14 protein-coding genes and 1 tRNA gene are annotated in these 16,996 nt (G+C 66.7%); 9 read left to right on the forward strand and 6 right to left on the reverse strand.

What is annotated here, in order from left to right; translation table 11 throughout:
- The first annotated feature begins 82 nt into the window (after window positions 1-82).
- Entirely contained in the window at window positions 83-1,639 is a 1,557-nt protein-coding gene (locus ACQR0Z_RS25465; RefSeq protein WP_434920542.1) for an ABC transporter substrate-binding protein, read from the forward strand.
- 425 nt (window positions 1,640-2,064) lie between these two features.
- Window positions 2,065-3,678: an ABC transporter substrate-binding protein gene (locus ACQR0Z_RS25470; protein ID WP_434858579.1), complete on the forward strand. Its 1,614-nt coding sequence runs from the start codon at window positions 2,065-2,067 to the stop codon at window positions 3,676-3,678.
- A gap of 93 nt (window positions 3,679-3,771) precedes the next feature.
- Here the strand turns inward: ACQR0Z_RS25470 and ACQR0Z_RS25475 are convergent, their stop codons facing one another.
- Window positions 3,772-3,915, reverse strand: coding sequence for a hypothetical protein (locus ACQR0Z_RS25475; protein WP_434875518.1), 144 nt, complete (start codon window positions 3,913-3,915; stop codon window positions 3,772-3,774).
- A gap of 241 nt (window positions 3,916-4,156) precedes the next feature.
- Here ACQR0Z_RS25475 and ACQR0Z_RS25480 point away from each other — a divergent pair, with 241 nt between their 5' ends.
- Together ACQR0Z_RS25480 and ACQR0Z_RS25485 are read left to right on the forward strand one after the other, a co-directional pair.
- Window positions 4,157-5,767, forward strand: coding sequence for an ABC transporter substrate-binding protein (locus ACQR0Z_RS25480; RefSeq protein ID WP_434920455.1), 1,611 nt, complete (start codon window positions 4,157-4,159; stop codon window positions 5,765-5,767).
- A 336-nt stretch (window positions 5,768-6,103) separates the two neighbouring features.
- On the forward strand, window positions 6,104-9,226 hold the full coding sequence (locus ACQR0Z_RS25485) for an autotransporter domain-containing protein (RefSeq protein WP_434920456.1): 3,123 nt from the start codon (window positions 6,104-6,106) through the stop codon (window positions 9,224-9,226).
- An 18-nt stretch (window positions 9,227-9,244) separates the two neighbouring features.
- Here the strand turns inward: ACQR0Z_RS25485 and ACQR0Z_RS25490 are convergent, their stop codons facing one another.
- Window positions 9,245-10,648: a methyl-accepting chemotaxis protein gene (locus ACQR0Z_RS25490; protein ID WP_434875521.1), complete on the reverse strand. Its 1,404-nt coding sequence runs from the start codon at window positions 10,646-10,648 to the stop codon at window positions 9,245-9,247.
- A 181-nt stretch (window positions 10,649-10,829) separates the two neighbouring features.
- On the opposite strand from ACQR0Z_RS25490, the gene ACQR0Z_RS25495 reads away from it, so the two are divergent.
- Genes ACQR0Z_RS25495 through ACQR0Z_RS25505 form a run of 3 tightly spaced genes read left to right on the forward strand, consistent with a single transcriptional unit; the run spans window position 10,830 to window position 12,321 of the window.
- The gene (locus ACQR0Z_RS25495; protein WP_434875522.1) at window positions 10,830-11,159 is read left to right on the forward strand and encodes an ArsR/SmtB family transcription factor; all 330 of its coding nucleotides are present in this window, start codon (window positions 10,830-10,832) and stop codon (window positions 11,157-11,159) included.
- Window positions 11,152-11,631: an SRPBCC family protein gene (locus ACQR0Z_RS25500; protein ID WP_434920457.1), complete on the forward strand. Its 480-nt coding sequence runs from the start codon at window positions 11,152-11,154 to the stop codon at window positions 11,629-11,631. Before ACQR0Z_RS25495 ends, ACQR0Z_RS25500 begins: the two co-directional genes overlap by 8 nt.
- A gap of 30 nt (window positions 11,632-11,661) precedes the next feature.
- A complete protein-coding gene (locus ACQR0Z_RS25505; protein WP_434920458.1) occupies window positions 11,662-12,321 on the forward strand; it encodes a glutathione S-transferase family protein in 660 nt (219 codons plus the stop codon).
- A gap of 29 nt (window positions 12,322-12,350) precedes the next feature.
- On the opposite strand, the gene ACQR0Z_RS25510 is transcribed toward ACQR0Z_RS25505, so the two are convergent.
- On the reverse strand, window positions 12,351-13,082 hold the full coding sequence (locus tag ACQR0Z_RS25510; RefSeq protein ID WP_434920459.1) for an SDR family NAD(P)-dependent oxidoreductase: 732 nt from the start codon (window positions 13,080-13,082) through the stop codon (window positions 12,351-12,353).
- 133 nt (window positions 13,083-13,215) lie between these two features.
- Window positions 13,216-13,302: transfer RNA gene (locus ACQR0Z_RS25515), tRNA-Leu, on the reverse strand.
- A 320-nt stretch (window positions 13,303-13,622) separates the two neighbouring features.
- Between ACQR0Z_RS25515 and ACQR0Z_RS25520 the strand changes: the two genes are divergently transcribed.
- On the forward strand, window positions 13,623-14,081 hold the full coding sequence (locus tag ACQR0Z_RS25520) for a hypothetical protein (protein WP_434920460.1): 459 nt from the start codon (window positions 13,623-13,625) through the stop codon (window positions 14,079-14,081).
- A 10-nt stretch (window positions 14,082-14,091) separates the two neighbouring features.
- Here the strand turns inward: ACQR0Z_RS25520 and ACQR0Z_RS25525 are convergent, their stop codons facing one another.
- Window positions 14,092-15,291 carry an FAD-dependent monooxygenase gene (locus tag ACQR0Z_RS25525; protein ID WP_434920461.1) on the reverse strand — a complete coding sequence of 400 codons (1,200 nt, stop codon included), beginning with the start codon at window positions 15,289-15,291 and terminating at the stop codon, window positions 14,092-14,094.
- Between the two features lie 10 nt (window positions 15,292-15,301).
- A complete protein-coding gene (locus ACQR0Z_RS25530) occupies window positions 15,302-15,544 on the reverse strand; it encodes a zinc-finger domain-containing protein (protein WP_434858590.1) in 243 nt (80 codons plus the stop codon).
- 293 nt (window positions 15,545-15,837) lie between these two features.
- Between ACQR0Z_RS25530 and ACQR0Z_RS25535 the strand changes: the two genes are divergently transcribed.
- Complete coding sequence (locus ACQR0Z_RS25535) at window positions 15,838-16,989, forward strand: hypothetical protein (protein ID WP_434920462.1); 1,152 nt, start codon at window positions 15,838-15,840, stop codon at window positions 16,987-16,989.
- Window positions 16,990-16,996: the final 7 nt, after the last annotated feature.

The raw sequence follows: 16,996 nt of genomic DNA on the forward strand, positions 1-16,996 counted from the left end.
ACCCTTCCCTTCAGGAGACCTCGTAATGTTCCACACCCCGCGCTGGAAAGGCCTGATGCTCGCCACGAGCGTCGCCGTTTCCATGCTCTCGATCTCGACGGCGCTGACTACACAGGCGATCGCAGCGGGCAAGAAGACCATCACGGCGGTGATGCATTCGGATCTGCGCGTCATCGACCCCGGATTCACGACGGCCTACATCACGCGTGACCATGGCTACATGGTCTACGACACGCTGCTGGCGACCGATTCGAACTTCAAGATCCAGCCGCAGATGGCGGACTGGAAGGTCTCCGACGACAAGCTGACCTACACCTTCACCCTGCGCGACGGCCTGAAGTGGCACGACGGCACGCCGGTGACGGCGGAGGACTGCGTCGCCTCGCTGAAGCGCTGGGGCCGCAACGACGGCATGGGCCAGAAGCTGATGGACTTCACGGCGAGCCTGGAGGCGCCGGATGCCAAGACCATCGTGCTCAAGCTGAAGGAGCCCTACGGTCTCGTGCTGGAGTCGATCGGCAAGCCGTCGTCGCTGGTGCCGTTCATGATGCCGAAGCGTCTCGCCGAGACGCCGCAGGGGCAGCAGATTCCCGAGCAGATCGGCTCCGGCCCGTTCAAGTTCGTCAAGGCTGAATTCCAGCCCGGCGTGAAGGCGGTCTACGAAAAGAACACCGACTACGTGCCGCGCAAGGAGCCCGCAAGCTGGGTTGCCGGCGGCAAGGTCGTGAAGGTCGACCGCGTCGAGTGGATCACGATGCCGGACGCGCAGACTGCGGTGAACGCGCTGCAGTCGGGCGACATCGACTTCATGGAAAACCTCCCTTACGACATGCTGTCGGTGCTGGAGTCGAATCCTGAGCTCAAGATCGATGTGCTCAACAAGTTCGGCTATCAGACCCTCGGCCGCATGAACTTCCTGAACCCTCCGTTCGATAACGTGAAGGTTCGTCGCGCGGCGTTCCTGGCGCTGAACCAGAAGGACGTGCTCGACGCGCTGGTCGGCAATCCGAAGTACCAGAAGGTCTGCGGCGCGGTGTTCGTCTGCGGCACGCCGCTGGAGACCGATATCGGCGCGGAGACGCTGATCAAGGGCAACGGCATGGCGGAGGCCAAGAAGGCGCTCGCCGAATCCGGCTATGACGGCACCCCGATCGCGATCATGGCGCCGGGCGACGTCACCACCCTGAAGGCGCAGCCGGTCGTTGCGGCGCAGCTGCTGCGCGAGGCCGGCTTCAAGGTCGACCTGCAGGCGACGGACTGGCAGACCGTGGTGACGCGGCGCGCCAGCCAGAAGCCGGTCAAGGAAGGCGGCTGGAACATGTTCTTCACCAACTGGGTCGGCGCCGACGTCGCCAATCCCGTGGCGAACGTGTCGGTCGGCGGCCGTGGCACTAAGGGCGGCTGGTTCGGCTGGGCCGAGGACGCCGAGATCGAGAAGCTGCGCGACGCCTTCGCGCGCTCGTCGTCGGCCGACGAGCAGAAGAAGATCGCGACCGAGATCCAGAAGCTCAACTACGAGCGCGTGATCTACGTGCCGCTTGGCCAGTATCTGGTTCCGAGCGGCTGGCGCAAGTCGCTGACCGGCATTCTCGATGGTCCGGCGACGCCGCTGTTCTGGAACGTCGACAAGAGCGAGTAGCTCGCGGCGTTCGATCGATCGACGTCACCAAGCGGCGGAGGCAACTCCGCCGCTTTTGTTTGCGGGGAGGCGGGGTGCCGTGGGGTGGGCGAAGCAGCCGCCGAGAGGCGGCAGCGTGCCCACCATCAGGCGGCATGTTCCGTGGTGATATGGTGGGCACGGCGCCTCTGCGATCTCGCAAGTACAAATAGCACTGCCGCGCCTTTGCCCACCCTACGGGAGCGGGACTGGTAATTGGATGCACGGCGGCCGGCGAAGGGCGCCAGCAATGCCGATTGACGTCCGCGAGAACTGTTGCAAGTCTTTCGCCCGCGGAACGAACGCTGGGCGGAGACCCTGAGAACGATGCTGCGACGCCCCAGCGGTCGCCGTGTCTCGATGAGTTTCGAGGCCGTCGTTCACCCCGTCACGTCAAGAGAGATCGCATGTCACCTCATCCGCGCCGGGCCCGTTCCGTGCTCGCGTCTTGGCTTGTTGCGTCCGCCGTCCTGCTCACACCGTGCCTCGTGCCCCAGGCCCTCGCCGCCGGTAAGAAGACCATCACCGCGGTGATGCATTCCGACCTGCGCGTCATAGACCCCGGGTTCACCACGGCCTACATCACCCGCGACCACGGCTACATGGTCTATGACACGCTGGTCGCCACGGATTCCAACTTCAAGATCCAGCCGCAGATGGCGGACTGGAAGGTCTCCGACGACAAGCTGACCTACACATTCACCTTGCGCGACGGCCTGAAATGGCATGACGGCACGCCGGTGACGGCGGAGGACTGCGTCGCTTCGCTGAAGCGCTGGGGCCGCAACGACGGCATGGGCCAGAAGCTGATGGACTTCACGGCGAGTCTGGAGGCGCCGGATGCCAAGACCATCGTGCTCAAGCTGAAGGAGCCTTACGGCCTGGTGCTGGAGTCGATCGGCAAGCCGTCCTCCTACGTGCCTTTCATGATGCCGAAGCGTCTCGCGGAGACGCCGCAGGGCCAGCAGATTCCCGAGCAGATCGGCTCCGGCCCGTTCAAATTCGTCAAGGCGGAATTCCAGCCCGGCGTGAAGGCCGTCTACGAGAAGAACACCGACTACGTGCCGCGCAAGGAGCCGGCAAGCTGGACCTCCGGCGGCAAGGTGGTGAAGGTCGATCGCGTCGAGTGGATCACGATGCCCGACGCGCAGACCGCGGTGAACGCGCTGCAGTCGGGCGACATCGATTTCATGGAGGCGCCGCCTTACGAGATGCTGCCGGCGCTGGAGGCGAACGCCGAGCTCAAGGTCGATGTGCTGAACAAGTTCGGCTTCCAGACACTCGGCCGCATGAACTTCCTCAACCCGCCGTTCGACAATGTGAAGGTGCGCCGCGCGGCCTTCCTGGCGCTGAACCAGAAGGATGTGCTCGACGCGCTCGTCGGCAATCCGAAGTATCAGAAGATCTGCGGCGCGGTGTTCGTCTGCGGCACGCCGCTGGAGACTGACGTCGGCGCGGAGACGCTGATCAAGGGCAACGGCATGGCGGAGGCCAAGAAGGCGCTCGCCGAATCCGGCTATGACGGCACGCCGATCGCGGTGATGGCGCCGGGCGATGTGGTCGCACTCAAGGCGCAGCCGATCGTCGCGGCGCAGCTGCTGCGCGAGGCCGGCTTCAAGGTCGACCTGCAGGCGACGGACTGGCAGACCGTGGTGACGCGGCGCGCCAGCCAGAAGCCGGTGAAGGAGGGTGGCTGGAACATGTTCTTCACCAACTGGGTCGGCGCCGACGTCGCCAATCCCGTGGCGAACGTGTCGGTCGGCGGCCGTGGCACCAAAGGCGGCTGGTTCGGCTGGGCCGAGGACGCCGACATCGAGAAGCTGCGCGACGCCTTCGCGCGCTCGTCGTCGCCCGAGGAGCAGAAGAAGATCGCCGCCGAGATCCAGAAGCTCAACTACGAGCGGGTGATCTATGTCCCGCTCGGCCAGTATCTGGCGCCGAGCGCGTGGCGCAAGACGCTGTCCGGCGTGCTGGACGGTCCGGCCACGCCGGTGTTCTGGAACATCGACAAGAAGGAGTAGGGGGCGTCGGGCGCCTCAACTCAGGCGCGCTCGAAACAGAGCACGCGGCGGGGCTGAGCCTCGCCGCGCGCAGGACCACAGGGCTGCACAGTCTCAGCAATGTGTGTCGCGGACGGCTTCCAGTCCTTCCACCATCAGCGGAGGCGTGAGCTGATCCTGCGACGGCGTCTTGCTCGCAGGAATCGGCGCGGCGGCGCGGCTCTTGTGCTGGGGCTTGACGGCGGCTTCGGTCGGCATCTCGTGCTCCCTGGTTGCGCTCATAACGGGCCAGCGTGTGCCGGGTTCCACGCGGCGGGACCGCTTCCGCCTGCGCGTGAGCGGGAGGCGATCCTTGCCATGCATCCAAGCCGATTGACCTCGGATGGAACTGCTGCAAGTCTGTGTTCCGCAAGCTTGTTTGCTCCGCGCTTTCATACGCTTGCCGGGCCTTGATCGCGGTCGGGACCGTCGGATGAAAGCTCACATCAAGAGATATTGCATGTCACATCCTTTGCGGCGGACCTCATCCGCGCTGATGTCCTGTCTGATTGCCGCGGCGATAGCGCTGTCGATGGGGCCAACGAGCACGGCCCTGGCTGCCGGCAAGAAGACGATCACGGCGGTGATGCATTCCGATCTGCGCGTGATCGATCCCGTGTTCACGCCGGCCTACATCACCCGCGACCACGGCTACATGGTCTATGACACGCTGCTCGGGACGGACGCGAAGTTTCAAGTCCAGCCGCAGATGGCGGAGTGGAAAGTCTCCGACGACAAGCTGACCTACACTTTCACGCTGCGCGACGGCCTGAAGTGGCATGACGGCACACCCGTGACCGCCGAGGACTGCGTCGCCTCGCTGAAGCGCTGGAGCCGCAACGACAGCATGGGCCAGAAGCTCATGGAGGCCACGGCCTCGCTCGAGGCCACCGATGCAAAGACGATCACCCTGAAGCTGAAGGAGCCCTATGGCCTGGTGTTGGAGTCGATCGGCAAGCCGTCCTCCTACGTGCCGTTCATGATGCCGAAGCGCCTCGCCGAGACGCCGCCCAACGCGCAGATCTCGGAGCAGATCGGCTCGGGACCGTTCAAGTTCGTCAAGGCGGAATTCCAGCCGGGCGTGAAGGCGGCGTACGAGAAGAACACCGACTACGTGCCGCGCAAGGAGCCGCCGAGCTGGACGGCCGGCGGCAAGGTGGTGAAGGTCGATCGCGTCGAGTGGATCTCGATGCCCGACGCGCAGACCGCGGTCAACGCGCTGCAGTCCGGCGACATCGACTTCATGGAGTTTCCGCCGCTCGATCTCGAGCCGGTGCTGTCCGCCAGCCCCGATCTGACGATGAACGTGCTGAACAAGTTCGGCTACCAGACGCTCGGCCGGATGAACTTCCTGTTTCCGCCGTTCGACAATGTGAAGATCCGCCGCGCGGCCTTCCTGGCGCTGAACCAGAAGGACGTGCTCGACGCGCTCACCGGCAATCCGAAATACTACACGATCTGCGGCGCCGTGTTCGGCTGCGGCACGCCGCTCGAGAGCGACGTCGGCTCGGAGACGCTGGTCAAGGGCAACGGCATGGAGCAGGCCAAGAAGCTGCTCGCCGAGGCCGGCTATGACGGCACGCCGGTCGTCATTCTCGCGCCCGGCGATGCGATCACGCTGAAGGCGCAGCCGGTGGTCGCCGCGCAATTGTTGCGCGCGGCCGGCTTCAAGGTCGATCTGCAGACGACGGACTGGCAGACCGTGGTGACGCGGCGCGCCAGCCAGAAGCCGCCGAAGGAGGGCGGCTGGAACATGTTCTTCACCAACTCGGTGATCGCCGACTCGGGCAACCCGATCGGCAGCACCTTCGTCAGCGCGCGCGGCCAGAAGAGCCCGTTCGGCTGGCCCGACGATCCGAAGATGGAGGAGCTGCGCGACGCCTTCGCGAAAGCCGGCACGCCGGAGGACCAGAAGCGCATCGCCGCCGAGATCCAGAAGGAAATCTACGACCAGGTGATCTACGTGCCGCTCGGCCAATGGTTCATGCCGAGCGCCTGGCGCAAGTCCATCACCGGCGTTCTCGAAGGGCAGGCGGTGCCCGTGTTCTGGAACGTCGACAAGAGCGAGTAGCTGACAGCGTGTGTAGCCCGCATGAGCATAGCGACATGCGGGTTCACCACCACCGTGCCCGAGACCCCGGATGTCGCTGCGCTCGTCCGGGCTACGCGCTCATCAGACTAATTGCTGATGAGTTGTCTAAGGGAAGATGGGCAAGCGGCCGCATTGCCCAGCCCATCGCGCGACATCATCCGCGCGCTCTGGCCAATGTGTCAGCGAATGCGCCAATCATCGAACGCAGTGCTACTCATCCGTGCAATCGCGCGCCAAAGTTGTAACGTATAGTTAACTCTTGGTTAGATCGAGTTGTCCTAGATTCGCGTTCCATCAGCGGAGCGCATGCACCAGATGGCGCGTTTCTTCAGACCGCATCGCGGTCACGGCCTGGCGGCGACATCTATCATCATGGGAGCGGTCCTGGCGCAGACGACGCCAGCCATTGCCGTCGACTGGACCGGTCTGGTGTCGACGGACTGGTTCAGCGCCGGCAACTGGACGGGCGCCGTCCCTGACAATACGACGAGTGTGGCGATCGACACCATCACCCCGAATACGGCGTTGGTCGGCGCGCCCGGCGCGACGGCGGCCGATCTGAGGATCGGCGTGTCCGCAACCGGCGCGTTGATGGTTCAGAGCGGCGGCACTCTCAACGCCACCCTCGGCGTCATCGGCGACACAGCGGGTGCGATTGGCACAGCGACTGTGGATGGCACAGGTTCAAGCTGGATCAACAGCGCCGATGTGATGGTCGGGAGCGCGGGCCAAGGCACGCTGATCATTCGCAATGGCGGCGCGGTGAGCAATGACTACGGTTATGTCGGCAACGATCATGGTGCGACCGGCGTTGTGACCGTGGATGGCGCCCATTCGACCTGGAGCAACATCTCCGATCTGCTCGTCGGCTCCAGCGGCAACGGCACGCTGACCATCCGCAACGGCGGCGCCGTGAGCAATGAATTCGGTTTTGTCGGCAATGACAGCGGCGCGACCGGCGTCGTCACGGTCGATGGCGTCGGGTCGACGTGGACCAACCGGGGGGAAGTGTATCTCGGCTCAGCCGGCAATGGATCTATGAGTATCCAGAACGGCGGCACAGCCACCAGCGGGACAGGCCTTGCTGCCATCAATCCCGGCTCGACCAGCGCTGTGACGGTGAGCGGCGCCGGCTCGCGCTGGACGGCTGCCGGCGATCTGTATTTCGGCAGCCGCGGCAGCGCGACGCTGACGATTCAGAACGGTGGTGTCGTGAACATTGGCGGCGGCAGCTATCTTGGCGTCGCATCGGGCGCAGTCGGCGGCGCGACCGTCGACGGCACCGGCTCGCGCTGGATCAGCACCGGCAATCTCGGCATCGGCTACCAAGGCAGCGGCGCGGTGACCATCCGCAACGGCGCAGCCGTGAGCAACGTCTTCGGCTCGCTCGCTGTCCAGGCCAATTCGACCGGCAATGTGACGGTGGATGGGACCGGCTCGACCTGGACGAATAGCGCGGATCTCCACGTCGGCTATGGCGGCAGCGGAGCGTTGACGATCAGCAATGGCGGCAGCGTGTCTGCCTCGACCATGTTCATCGCCTATCAGCCCGGCTCGAGCGGCAAGCTGATCATCGGCGCAGACGTCGGCCAGGCAGCCGCAGCGCCGGGAACGCTCAGCGCCGCTTCGGTCAACCTGGGGAACGGCAACGGCGAGATCGTGTTCAACCACACCGGCACGAACTACACCTTTGCGCCTCTCATCACAGGCAGCGGCGCAGGCACGCGAATGGTGCGCGTCGAGGCCGGCAAGACGATTCTCAGCGCGGCCAGCACCTACACGGGACCCACGATCATCAATGGCGGCACGCTGTCGGTGAACGGCTCGATCGCCGGTTCGGCTGTGACGGTGAATGCCGGCGGCACGCTTGGCGGCAACGGCACGGTCGGCAACACCACGATCAATGGCGGCAGGCTCGCGCCTGGCAATTCGATCGGTCTGCTGACCGTGAATGGCAGCCTGTCGTTCACCACGGCGGCGTCCTACATGCTCGAGATATCTCCGGCGAGCGCCGACCGCGTCAATGTGAGGGGAGCGGCGACTCTCTCTGGCGCCACGGTGAACGCGTCGTTTGCGACCGGAAGCTACGTCGCCAAGCGGTACACCATCATCAGCGCCGATGGCGGCATCCGCGGCACGTTCGGTCCGGTGGTGAACAGCAATCTGCCGTCGAATTTCACATCGAGCCTGAGCTACGACGCCAAAAATGCCTATCTCGATCTGGCCCTGGCCTTCATCCCACCGGCCAGGACCGGCCTCACCATCAATCAGACCAACGTCGCCAACGCGCTGGTCAACTCCTTCAACAGCCATGGCGGCATTCCGCTGGTCTATGGCGGGATGACCGCGCCGGCGCTGACACAAGCCGCAGGCGAGATTGCAACCTCGGTGCAGCCGACCATGGTGCGCGCCATCACGCAGTTTACCACGGCGATGACCGATGTCGGCGCCGCCGACCGCAGCCGCAACCAGGCGACAGCAACCGGCGCGCCCGATCAGGCCGATCTCGCGAACGCCTATGCCAGCGTCCCGCTCCGCGGCACCGTGGGTGATGCCTTCCCAAGTGCGGGCCATGCACCGCCATTCGAAGCGCGCTGGCGAACATGGGCCGCAGGCTTCGGCGGTGGCCAGATCACCGACGGCCATGCGGTGCTCGGATCCAGCGCCGCCACCAGCCGCATGTTCGGCGGCATGGCGGGGGCCGATCATTGGCTGTCGCCGTCGACAGTCGCCGGTTTCGCGCTCGGGGGCGGCGGCACCCATTTCAGCGTCGCCGCCGGCGGCAGCGGACGCAGCGACGTCTTGCAGGCCGGCGCATTTGTCCACCACATGACGGGTTCGGCCTATGTCAGCGCCGCCGCAGCCTATGGCTGGCACGACGTCACGACGGATCGGACGCTCACTATCTCCGGCATCGACCAGCTGCGCGCTCGCTTCAGCACCAGCAGTTTCGCAGGCCGTCTCGAAGGCGGCAGCCGCTTTGTGACACCCTGGTTCGAAGCCGTTGGCCTGACGCCCTATGCCGCCGCGCAGGTGACCACCACGCGGCTTCCTGCCTATGCCGAAACCGTAACCGCCGGCGGCAACGCCTTTGCACTGTCCTATCTCGCGAAAACCGTGACGGCGGGGCGGAGCGAACTTGGCGTGCGCAGCGATGCGTCATTCGCCGTGAACGATGCGCTGCTCACCTTGCGCGGTCGTGCCGCATGGGCCCGTGATTTCAACGCCACCACATCCGCTTCGGCCAGCTTCCAGGCATTGCCCGGCGCAGGCTTTGTGGTGAACGGCGCTGCGGGAGCGCGTGATGCGGCATTGACGACGGTCTCTGCCGAAATGAACTGGCGCAAGGGCATCGCGCTCGCCGCGACCTTCGAGGGCGAGTTTTCCGCCGTGACCCGCTCCTACACCGGCAGGAGCGTTGCGAGCTACCGGTGGTGAACGGAGCGCGATGCGCCGTTACTCCTTGATCTGATCGAGCGCCGCCAGCACCTCGCTGGAGGCCACCTCGACCTTGCCGATCTCGTTGAGCGCCTCGTCGATACGTCCAGAGCTGAACAGGCGTGCGGCCTCCTTGCCGTGGCGATGCACGGCTTCGTGCGGCCGCTCGAGCCGGCGAAACGCGGGATCGCCGGCGAGACGCTGGCCGCCTTCGCCATAGTACCATTTGCCCAGCCGGCAATTGTGATGGTCCGAGAGCTCGTCGGCCCGCAGCTGCAGCCGTCCGACGGACATGTCGACCAGCCGCTTCTTCCAGATCACGTGATCGGCCTTGGCCAGGCGCACGACCTGGTTGTCGAGCGAGAGCTTGGACATCTCGGCCAGCATCTTGCCGACCTTCGCGTCGGTCTTGCCCATGGTGTCGGCAAGCGACATCACCTCATTCGCGTTGGCCGTCGCGAGATCGGCGATGATGGTGATGCCCTGCGCGACCTCGTCGGTCGCCGCGGTCTGCTCGGTGAGAATGCCGGAGATCTCGTCCATCTTGCTGCTGACCATGGCCGTGCGGCTGCCGGCCTGATCGATCGTCTGCGCCAGATCATTCATCTCGGTCATGCCAACCTCGACCGCCTTGGCGCCGCCGGCCATGGCCTCGACGATGCCGCTCATCTCCGCCTGCAGCCGTTCGATGCGGCCCTTGATGTCTTCGGTCGCCTTGGTCGTCTGCTGCGACAGGTTCTTCACCTCGGCGGCGACGACGGCAAAACCCTTGCCGAACTCGCCGGCCCGCGCCGCCTCGATGGTGGCATTGAGCGCCAGCAGATTGGTCTGGTTGGCGATGGCATCGATGGTGCCGACGATCGAGCCGATCTCGGCGGAGGCGGCGCTGAGGTCGGCGATCTTCGCCGACGTGTCGCGCACCGAGCTCGCGATGCCGTTCATCGTCTGCAGCGTCCGGCGCACCGCGGTCACGCTGTTTTCGACCGCCTGGCGCGTGGCAGCGGCCTCGGCTGCGGCTTCGGTCGATGTCGAGCGGATGGTGTGCACGGAGGCCTGCATCTGGACCGACGCCGAGGCGAGGCTCTGGCAGCGCTCGGACTGATTGTTGGAGGCGCCGATCAGGCGGGCGGCGCTGATCGAGGCCTCATTGCTGTTGATGCAGAGGTCGACCACTGCGTCGAGATCCTGAGAGGCGCGGCCGGCGAGCGTCGTGCCGAGGCGGTGGATGGCCTCGATCAGCTCCGGCTTGAGTTTGGCGCGCAGCGCTGCTGCATCGACGTCGGCGACATCGCGGTCGAGCTTGCCCCCGGCCCAGTCGTCGAGGCACTGCGCGAGAGCGGCTTGAAACGCCTCGTGTGCGGCCACGTCGAAAGCGGGCGGGGCGTCCCGATGATCGGTCTTGCGGCTGCGGAATCCAAGCATCGTGCCCCTCACATGGCGCCGGCCAGCCCGAGCCATGTCGCCGAGTCGAATGGTGGCAGCCGCTGTTCCAGCTTTGGGCGGTCATGGTTAACAGGCGGTTTCTTCTGCAACCGGCGGTAGCGAGGTGCGTCGCGTGGAGATCTCCCTTGACCCATTCGTAAGTCGTGGCTTACGGTAAGTCATGGCTTACGAAACGGCATTGGCAGTCCTGGCTGATCCGACGCGGCGGCAGGTGTTCGAGCGCCTGCGCGGCGGACCGTCGCCCGTCAACGTCATCGCGGCGGGGCTGCCGGTGTCGCGGCCCGCGGTGTCGCAGCATCTGAAGGTGTTGCGTGACGCCGGCCTCGTCGAGGAGCGCAGCGAAGGTGTGCGGCGGATCTATTCGCTGCGGCGGGAAGGGCTGAGCGAGCTGCGCGACTGGCTCGACGGCTTCTGGGATGACGCGCTGCTCGCCTTCAAGATCGAGGCGGAGAGCTCGCATCGAAAAATGAAAGGGAAGGCGGATGAGTGAGCGGGGCGTGATCGCGCCGGTGGAGAAGCAGGTTCGCGTGCGCGCGCCGATTGATCATGCCTTCGCCGTCTTCACCAGCGGGCTGACGCGCTGGTGGCCACACACGCATGGCGTCGGCGGCAAGCCGATCGCAAAGGTCTTGCTGGAGCCGAAGCTCGGCGGGCGCTGGCGCGAGATCGCCGAGGACGGCACGGAGGTCTCGGTCGCCACCATCATTCTGTGGGAGCCGCCGCATCGTTTCGTGATGCTGTGGCAGGTCGATGCGCAATGGCGGCCTGACGTTGCGATGCGCTCCGAAGTCGACGTGCAGTTCTTCGCCGAGGGACCGGAGATGACGCGCGTCGAGCTGCTGCACCACAAGTTCGAGACCATGGGCGAGGCGGCCGGCGCGTCGATGCGGCGGGATGTCGATGGCGGTTGGCCCGGCCTGCTGCAGCGCTTTCTGGCCGAAGCCGAGAGCAACCGCTCCTAAGCCCAATCATTCATCAGGGGGAGAGTCGTCATGTCCGAGTTCGTCGTTCATTCCGTGCCGGGAAGCCCATTCGGGCGCAGCGTGCTGGCGACGCTGGAAGAGAAAAGCGCGCCGTATCGTCTCGCCCCTCTCGGACCTGGCGACTCCAAGTCGGCAGCCCATCTCGCGCGTCATCCATTCGGCCGTGTGCCGGCGATAGAGCATGACGGCTTCGCGCTGTACGAGACGCAGGCGATCCTGCGCTATCTCGACCGCGTGCTGCCCGAGCCTGCGCTGACGCCGGCCGACGCGAAGCGCGCGGCGCGCATGGACCAGGTCATGAATATCAGCGACTGGTACCTGTTCCAGGGCGTCTGCAACGTCATCATTTTCCAGCGCATCATCGGCCCGCAGTTCTTCGGCACGGCCACCGACCAAGCCGCGATCGAGCGGGCGATGCCGCAGGCGCGGGCCGTCATCGCGGAGCTGTCGCGTCTGCTCGGCGAGCAATCGTTCATGGTGGGCGAGCAACTTTCGCTCGCCGATCTGCAAGCCGGGCCGCAGGCGAGTTTCCTGGCCTTGACCCCGGAATGGGCGGAGCTGACCGAGCCCCATGCCAATCTCACCGCCTGGGTCGACCGGCTGGAGGCGCGGCCGAGCTTTCAGGCCACGACATGGGCCCGGCTGACGGAGCAGGCGAAGGTCGCTTAGGCGGGACCGATCGTCCTCATCGGTCGCGATCACCAGCCGAGCGGCTGGCCGTCGCGGAAGAAGCCGCCGGTCGGTCCGTCGTCGCCGAGCAGCGCCGCCCAGACCACGCCGGCTGCGCCCTCTGCCACGGGGCGTGCGCCCATCGCCGCGCCGCCCTCGAACGTCGCGGTGAACCCCGGACACACCGCGTTGACGCGGAGCGACGGGTTTTCCCGGGCGAGCTTTACCGTCAGCGCGTTCAGGGCTGCCTTGGCGATGCCATAGGAGGCCGGCATCGGCGCCGGGGTCGCCAGGCCGAACTCCGGATCGGCGTGCGAGCCGGCACCGCTCGAGACGTTGACGAGCCGGCCGTGGGCGCTGCTCCGCAAGAGCGGCAGGAAGATCTGCGCGACCGACCAGGCGCCGAACAGCGTGCTCTCGAAGTTGGCACGGACCTCCGTGAGATCAGCGGACGAGGCGGTCTCGTCGTAGCTCCCCAGGGTCGCGGCGTTGTTGATCAGAATGTCGATCCGGCCGAACCGCTCATCCAGCAGCGCCGCGACCTTGCCCGTGGCATCGGTGTCGGTGATGTCCATGACGTGACCCTCGGCCGCGATGCCCGCCGCGGTCAGTTCGGCCGCACGGGCCTGGGCATCCTCGGCCTTGCGCGCTGTCAGGACGATATGATGGCCGCGCTGCCCGAGCTGCCGCGCCACCTCGAACCCGATCCCCGTCGCGCGCCCGGCGCCCGTGATCAGGGCAATGGAAGTTGCTGCGCTCATCGTCACCTCGCTGTCGGATGCGTGGGGGGACACTCGCAAAGCGGAACGCTGCCGACGTCGGCTCGGATCGATGTTTGGGCCGCTGAGCTTTTTGATCGACGGCGAGATTTTGTCGCCACGGACTGTCGCGCCTTGGTGCGGACGGTGGGACTCGAACCCACACGACGTTGCCATCGAGGGATTTTAAGTCCCTTGCGTCTACCGATTCCGCCACGTCCGCGTTTGACATCAGAGACTTGGCGCAGGATCCGGCGAGGCGGAACGAGCTCTGCGGGGGGCTCTGACGTTCATGCTCTGCTTAAGCCAGGGCAACCGCCTTGGTAAAGCCTCAATCCGGCCGTCACCACCTGCTTGAACTGCGTCCGAGTTCAAGCGAGCTGCCAGCTCCGAGGCATGACGTCCTGCAAGACATGGACGAGGTGGCTGTTGTAAGGCACGGATGCATCACGGGAAACGATTCTGGCCCAGCGCCGCCGGTCAGGGACATTCTCGGCGCGTGAGCGCGGCGATGTCTTGAGACCACTGCATGATCGAGGCTGCATGACCACCGACTGCCACCGTTCACGCCTTCAACGTCTCGCCGTCCTCGCGGGACTGCTCGCCGGCGGATCGCTGCTCTCGGGCTGCGCGGGCATGAGCGACAGCGTCTCCACGGCTTTCGCGGACCCGGCCAAATACGAGCTCTACGATTGCAAGCAGCTCGAAGCCGAGCGCAAGTCCCTGGCCACCCGCACCGCCGAGCTGCAGGGGCTGATGGCGAAGGCTGAGACCGGGGCCGGCGGCGCCGTCGTCGCCGAGGTCGCCTATCGCAACGACTACATCGCCGTGCGCGGCCAGTCGCAGTTTGCCGAGGAGGCCTGGCGCAAGAACAAATGCGTGGAAACGCCGCCGCAGCCGGTTGCCGGCAAGCCGGCGAAGCCCGCGCGCGCGATGCGGCCGATGGCCTCGTCGAATTCGGCCGCCCCCTCGACGCTGCCGCGCGACGGCTCGGTCTACTGATCCTCCGCCGTCACGGACGCCAGTCGTAGATCCAGTTCTGCCGGGCCGACAGCCGCTGCGGCCCGAGCGCCTGGATGCTGAGATCGCGGGCGAGCGCCAGCGGCCCGGTCATGTGGTAGATCCGCCCCTGTTGACGGGCGGTGCGCTGGACGCGGCCGACACGTGGCCGGCGCAGCTTGGCGTAGCGCTTCAGGGCCGCCGGGATCGCGCCGGGACCTTCGGTGCGCGCCTCGGCCAGGCTGTTGGCGAGCACCACCGCATCCTCGATCGCCATGCCCGCGCCCTGCGCCGCAAACGGCAGCATGGCATGCGCGGCATCGCCGAGCAGGGCGACGCTGCCCTCGGTCCATTCGATGCCCTCGGGCACCGCGAACAGAGCCCATTTGCGCCAGCCGTCCACCGCATTGAGCAGCAGCCGCGCCGTCGAAGGCCAGCGCGGCGACCCGAACACCGCCTTCAACTCGGCCGGATCGCCCTCGGAACTCCAACCCGGCCGGTTCCAGGTGCCCGGCACCACCGCGACGACGTTTACCTGCCGGCCCGCGGCAATCGGATAGGCGACAAGATGGGCCCCCGGGCCCATCCAGAGCTGGACCCGCGCCGCGGTGAACTCGCGCGGCAGCTGCCGGGCGTCGAGCGTGCCGCGCCAGGCGATCAGCCCGGAGAATTCGGCGCCGATGTTGGGAAACAGATGATGGCGGACCGCCGACCAGACACCGTCGGCGCCGATCAGCGCCAGCGCGACGTCCTGGCGGCGCTCATTGCCGCGGCGATGGACGACCGTCAGGCCGCGGGTATGCGCGGTGACATCCTCGAACTGGCATCCGAGGCGCAGTTCGACGTCCGGATGCGCCATGACCTCGGCCGCGAGCGCAGCCTGCAGATCGGCGCGGTGGATCACCCAATAGGGCGCACCGGCCGCCTGGCTTGCGGCCTCGCCGAGCGGCAGGCGCGCGACTTCGCCGCCGGCGCGCGCGCTCATGATGCTCACGGCCTCCGGCACCACGGCGCGCGCGGTGAGCCGCGGCTCCAGGCCGAGATCGATCAGGATGCGGCTGGCATTCGGCGACAGCTGCAGGCCCGCGCCGACCTCTTCGAGCCGCTCGGCCTTTTCCAGCACGACGACGCGGAAGCCCTTCGCGGCGAGCGCGAGCGCGGCCGTCAGGCCGCCGATCCCGGCTCCCGCCACAGTGACGGTACGCAGTGTCACGTTACGCCGATCAGGCGACGTCCTTCAGCACGCATTCCGGCGGCCGCGCCTCGCCGGCGGCGAGATCCGGCGCATGGCGGTACAGCGTCGAGCAATAGGGGCAGATGATCTCTTTGTCGTTGCCGAGATCGAGGAACACATGCGGGTGATCGAACGGCGGATTGGCGCCCACGCACATGAACTCATGCGAGCCGATCTCGATGACGGGGACACCGGCATCGTTGTGGAAATGCGGGACGATGTTATCGGCCATCGGGTTCACCTCGAGGGGCAGCGGGAGTGTAGACGGTCAGCACGACGGCGTAGCACCAGCGGCGGTCGCACGGCCGCGCGCGTCGAAAACGGCGCGACCATACTGAGCCTTAAGGCCAATTCCTAGTGTTGGGAACCCGCGTCTGGTGCAACGCACGCCGTTATGTTCTGGCCTGTGGATTCGACACAAAGCGGGGCCTTCCGAGAAGCCCTTCTTTCGTCGGGGCCGTTGTGTCCCGGACCGGGCATCCTATGTTTGTCGGCAGTGTCGGCGCGCGAAAACGTGAAGGCGACGTGATCCCTCAGCGAATCAAACCGGGAATCGTCCTGGCCGTGGCCGGGCTGCTCGCCAGTGCCGCGGTCGGCGCGGCGTGGTGGCCGCATGCCTATCGTGCCGGCGCCGTGATCGCGGCGCAGGAGGATCCGGCACGGCTGTCGGACCTGCAGATCGCAGTACTGCTCAAAAGCGATTCGGCGATCGTTGCGCGCCAGATCGAGGAGGCGCTCGCGGCCGGCGATCCCGATCTCGCGGAAAGTTTCGTCGCGCTGGCGCGTGAGCATCGAGTTGCGCTCGATGCGGCGCTGGTCCAGCGGGTGAGCGACGCGGTGGCCGCCGAGAAGGCGCCGACCGCGGTCGCGATGCGCTTTGCGACCGGCCTCGTCACGGGCCAGGCGGATGACGTGGCGAGCCTGTCGGGCACCGTGGCTGGCGATCTGTTCGTGTTCGGCGACATCCGCGACGCCGTCCGCGAAGGCAAGCATCTTGTGATGGGCGAGGAGACCGACCGGCTCGTGCTCGGGCTTGCGACCGCGGGCCTTGCCGTGACAGCGGCGACCTATGTCTCGGTCGGCGGCGCAGCGCCGGTCCGGGCCGGCCTGACCCTGGTCAAGGATGCCCGCAAGGTCGGCCGGCTCGGCGAGGGGCTTGCGGCATGGGCCGGGCGGTCGGCGCGCGAGGTGGTCGACGCGCCGCTGCTGCAGCAGGCCGTCGCATCAGGCTCGGTGCTGCGGCCGGGCGAGACCGCGACCGCGATCCGAGCCGCGTTCCGCGCCGAGAAGGCCGGTGCGCTGATCCGGCTCGGCAAGGATGTCGGCCGCATCACCGAGAAGGCCGGCACCCGCGGCGCACTTGATTCGCTCAAGCTCGCCGAAGGCCCGAAGGACGTCGCCCGCGCCGCCCGGTTGGCGGAGGCCAAGGGCGGACAGACCCGCGCCATTCTGAAGCTGCTCGGCCGCGGCGCGCTGCTGCTCACCGCCGGCGCGTTCAACCTCGCGCTATGGCTGTTCGGCGCGCTGCTGTCGCTGTTCGGCTTCATCGCGTCCCTGAAGGCGACGACGGAGCGCGCGACGCAGGCCTGGATCGACCGCGGCAAGCGGCGGCGTCTGCGCCGGATGCAGGCGGCCGCGGCACGCCCCGAACTGGTCGCGCCGGCGGCCTGCGGCTAGACTGCGG

It is taken from the genome of Bradyrhizobium sp. HKCCYLS3077 (genome assembly GCF_051167555.1).
Lineage (GTDB): Bacteria > Pseudomonadota > Alphaproteobacteria > Rhizobiales > Xanthobacteraceae > Bradyrhizobium.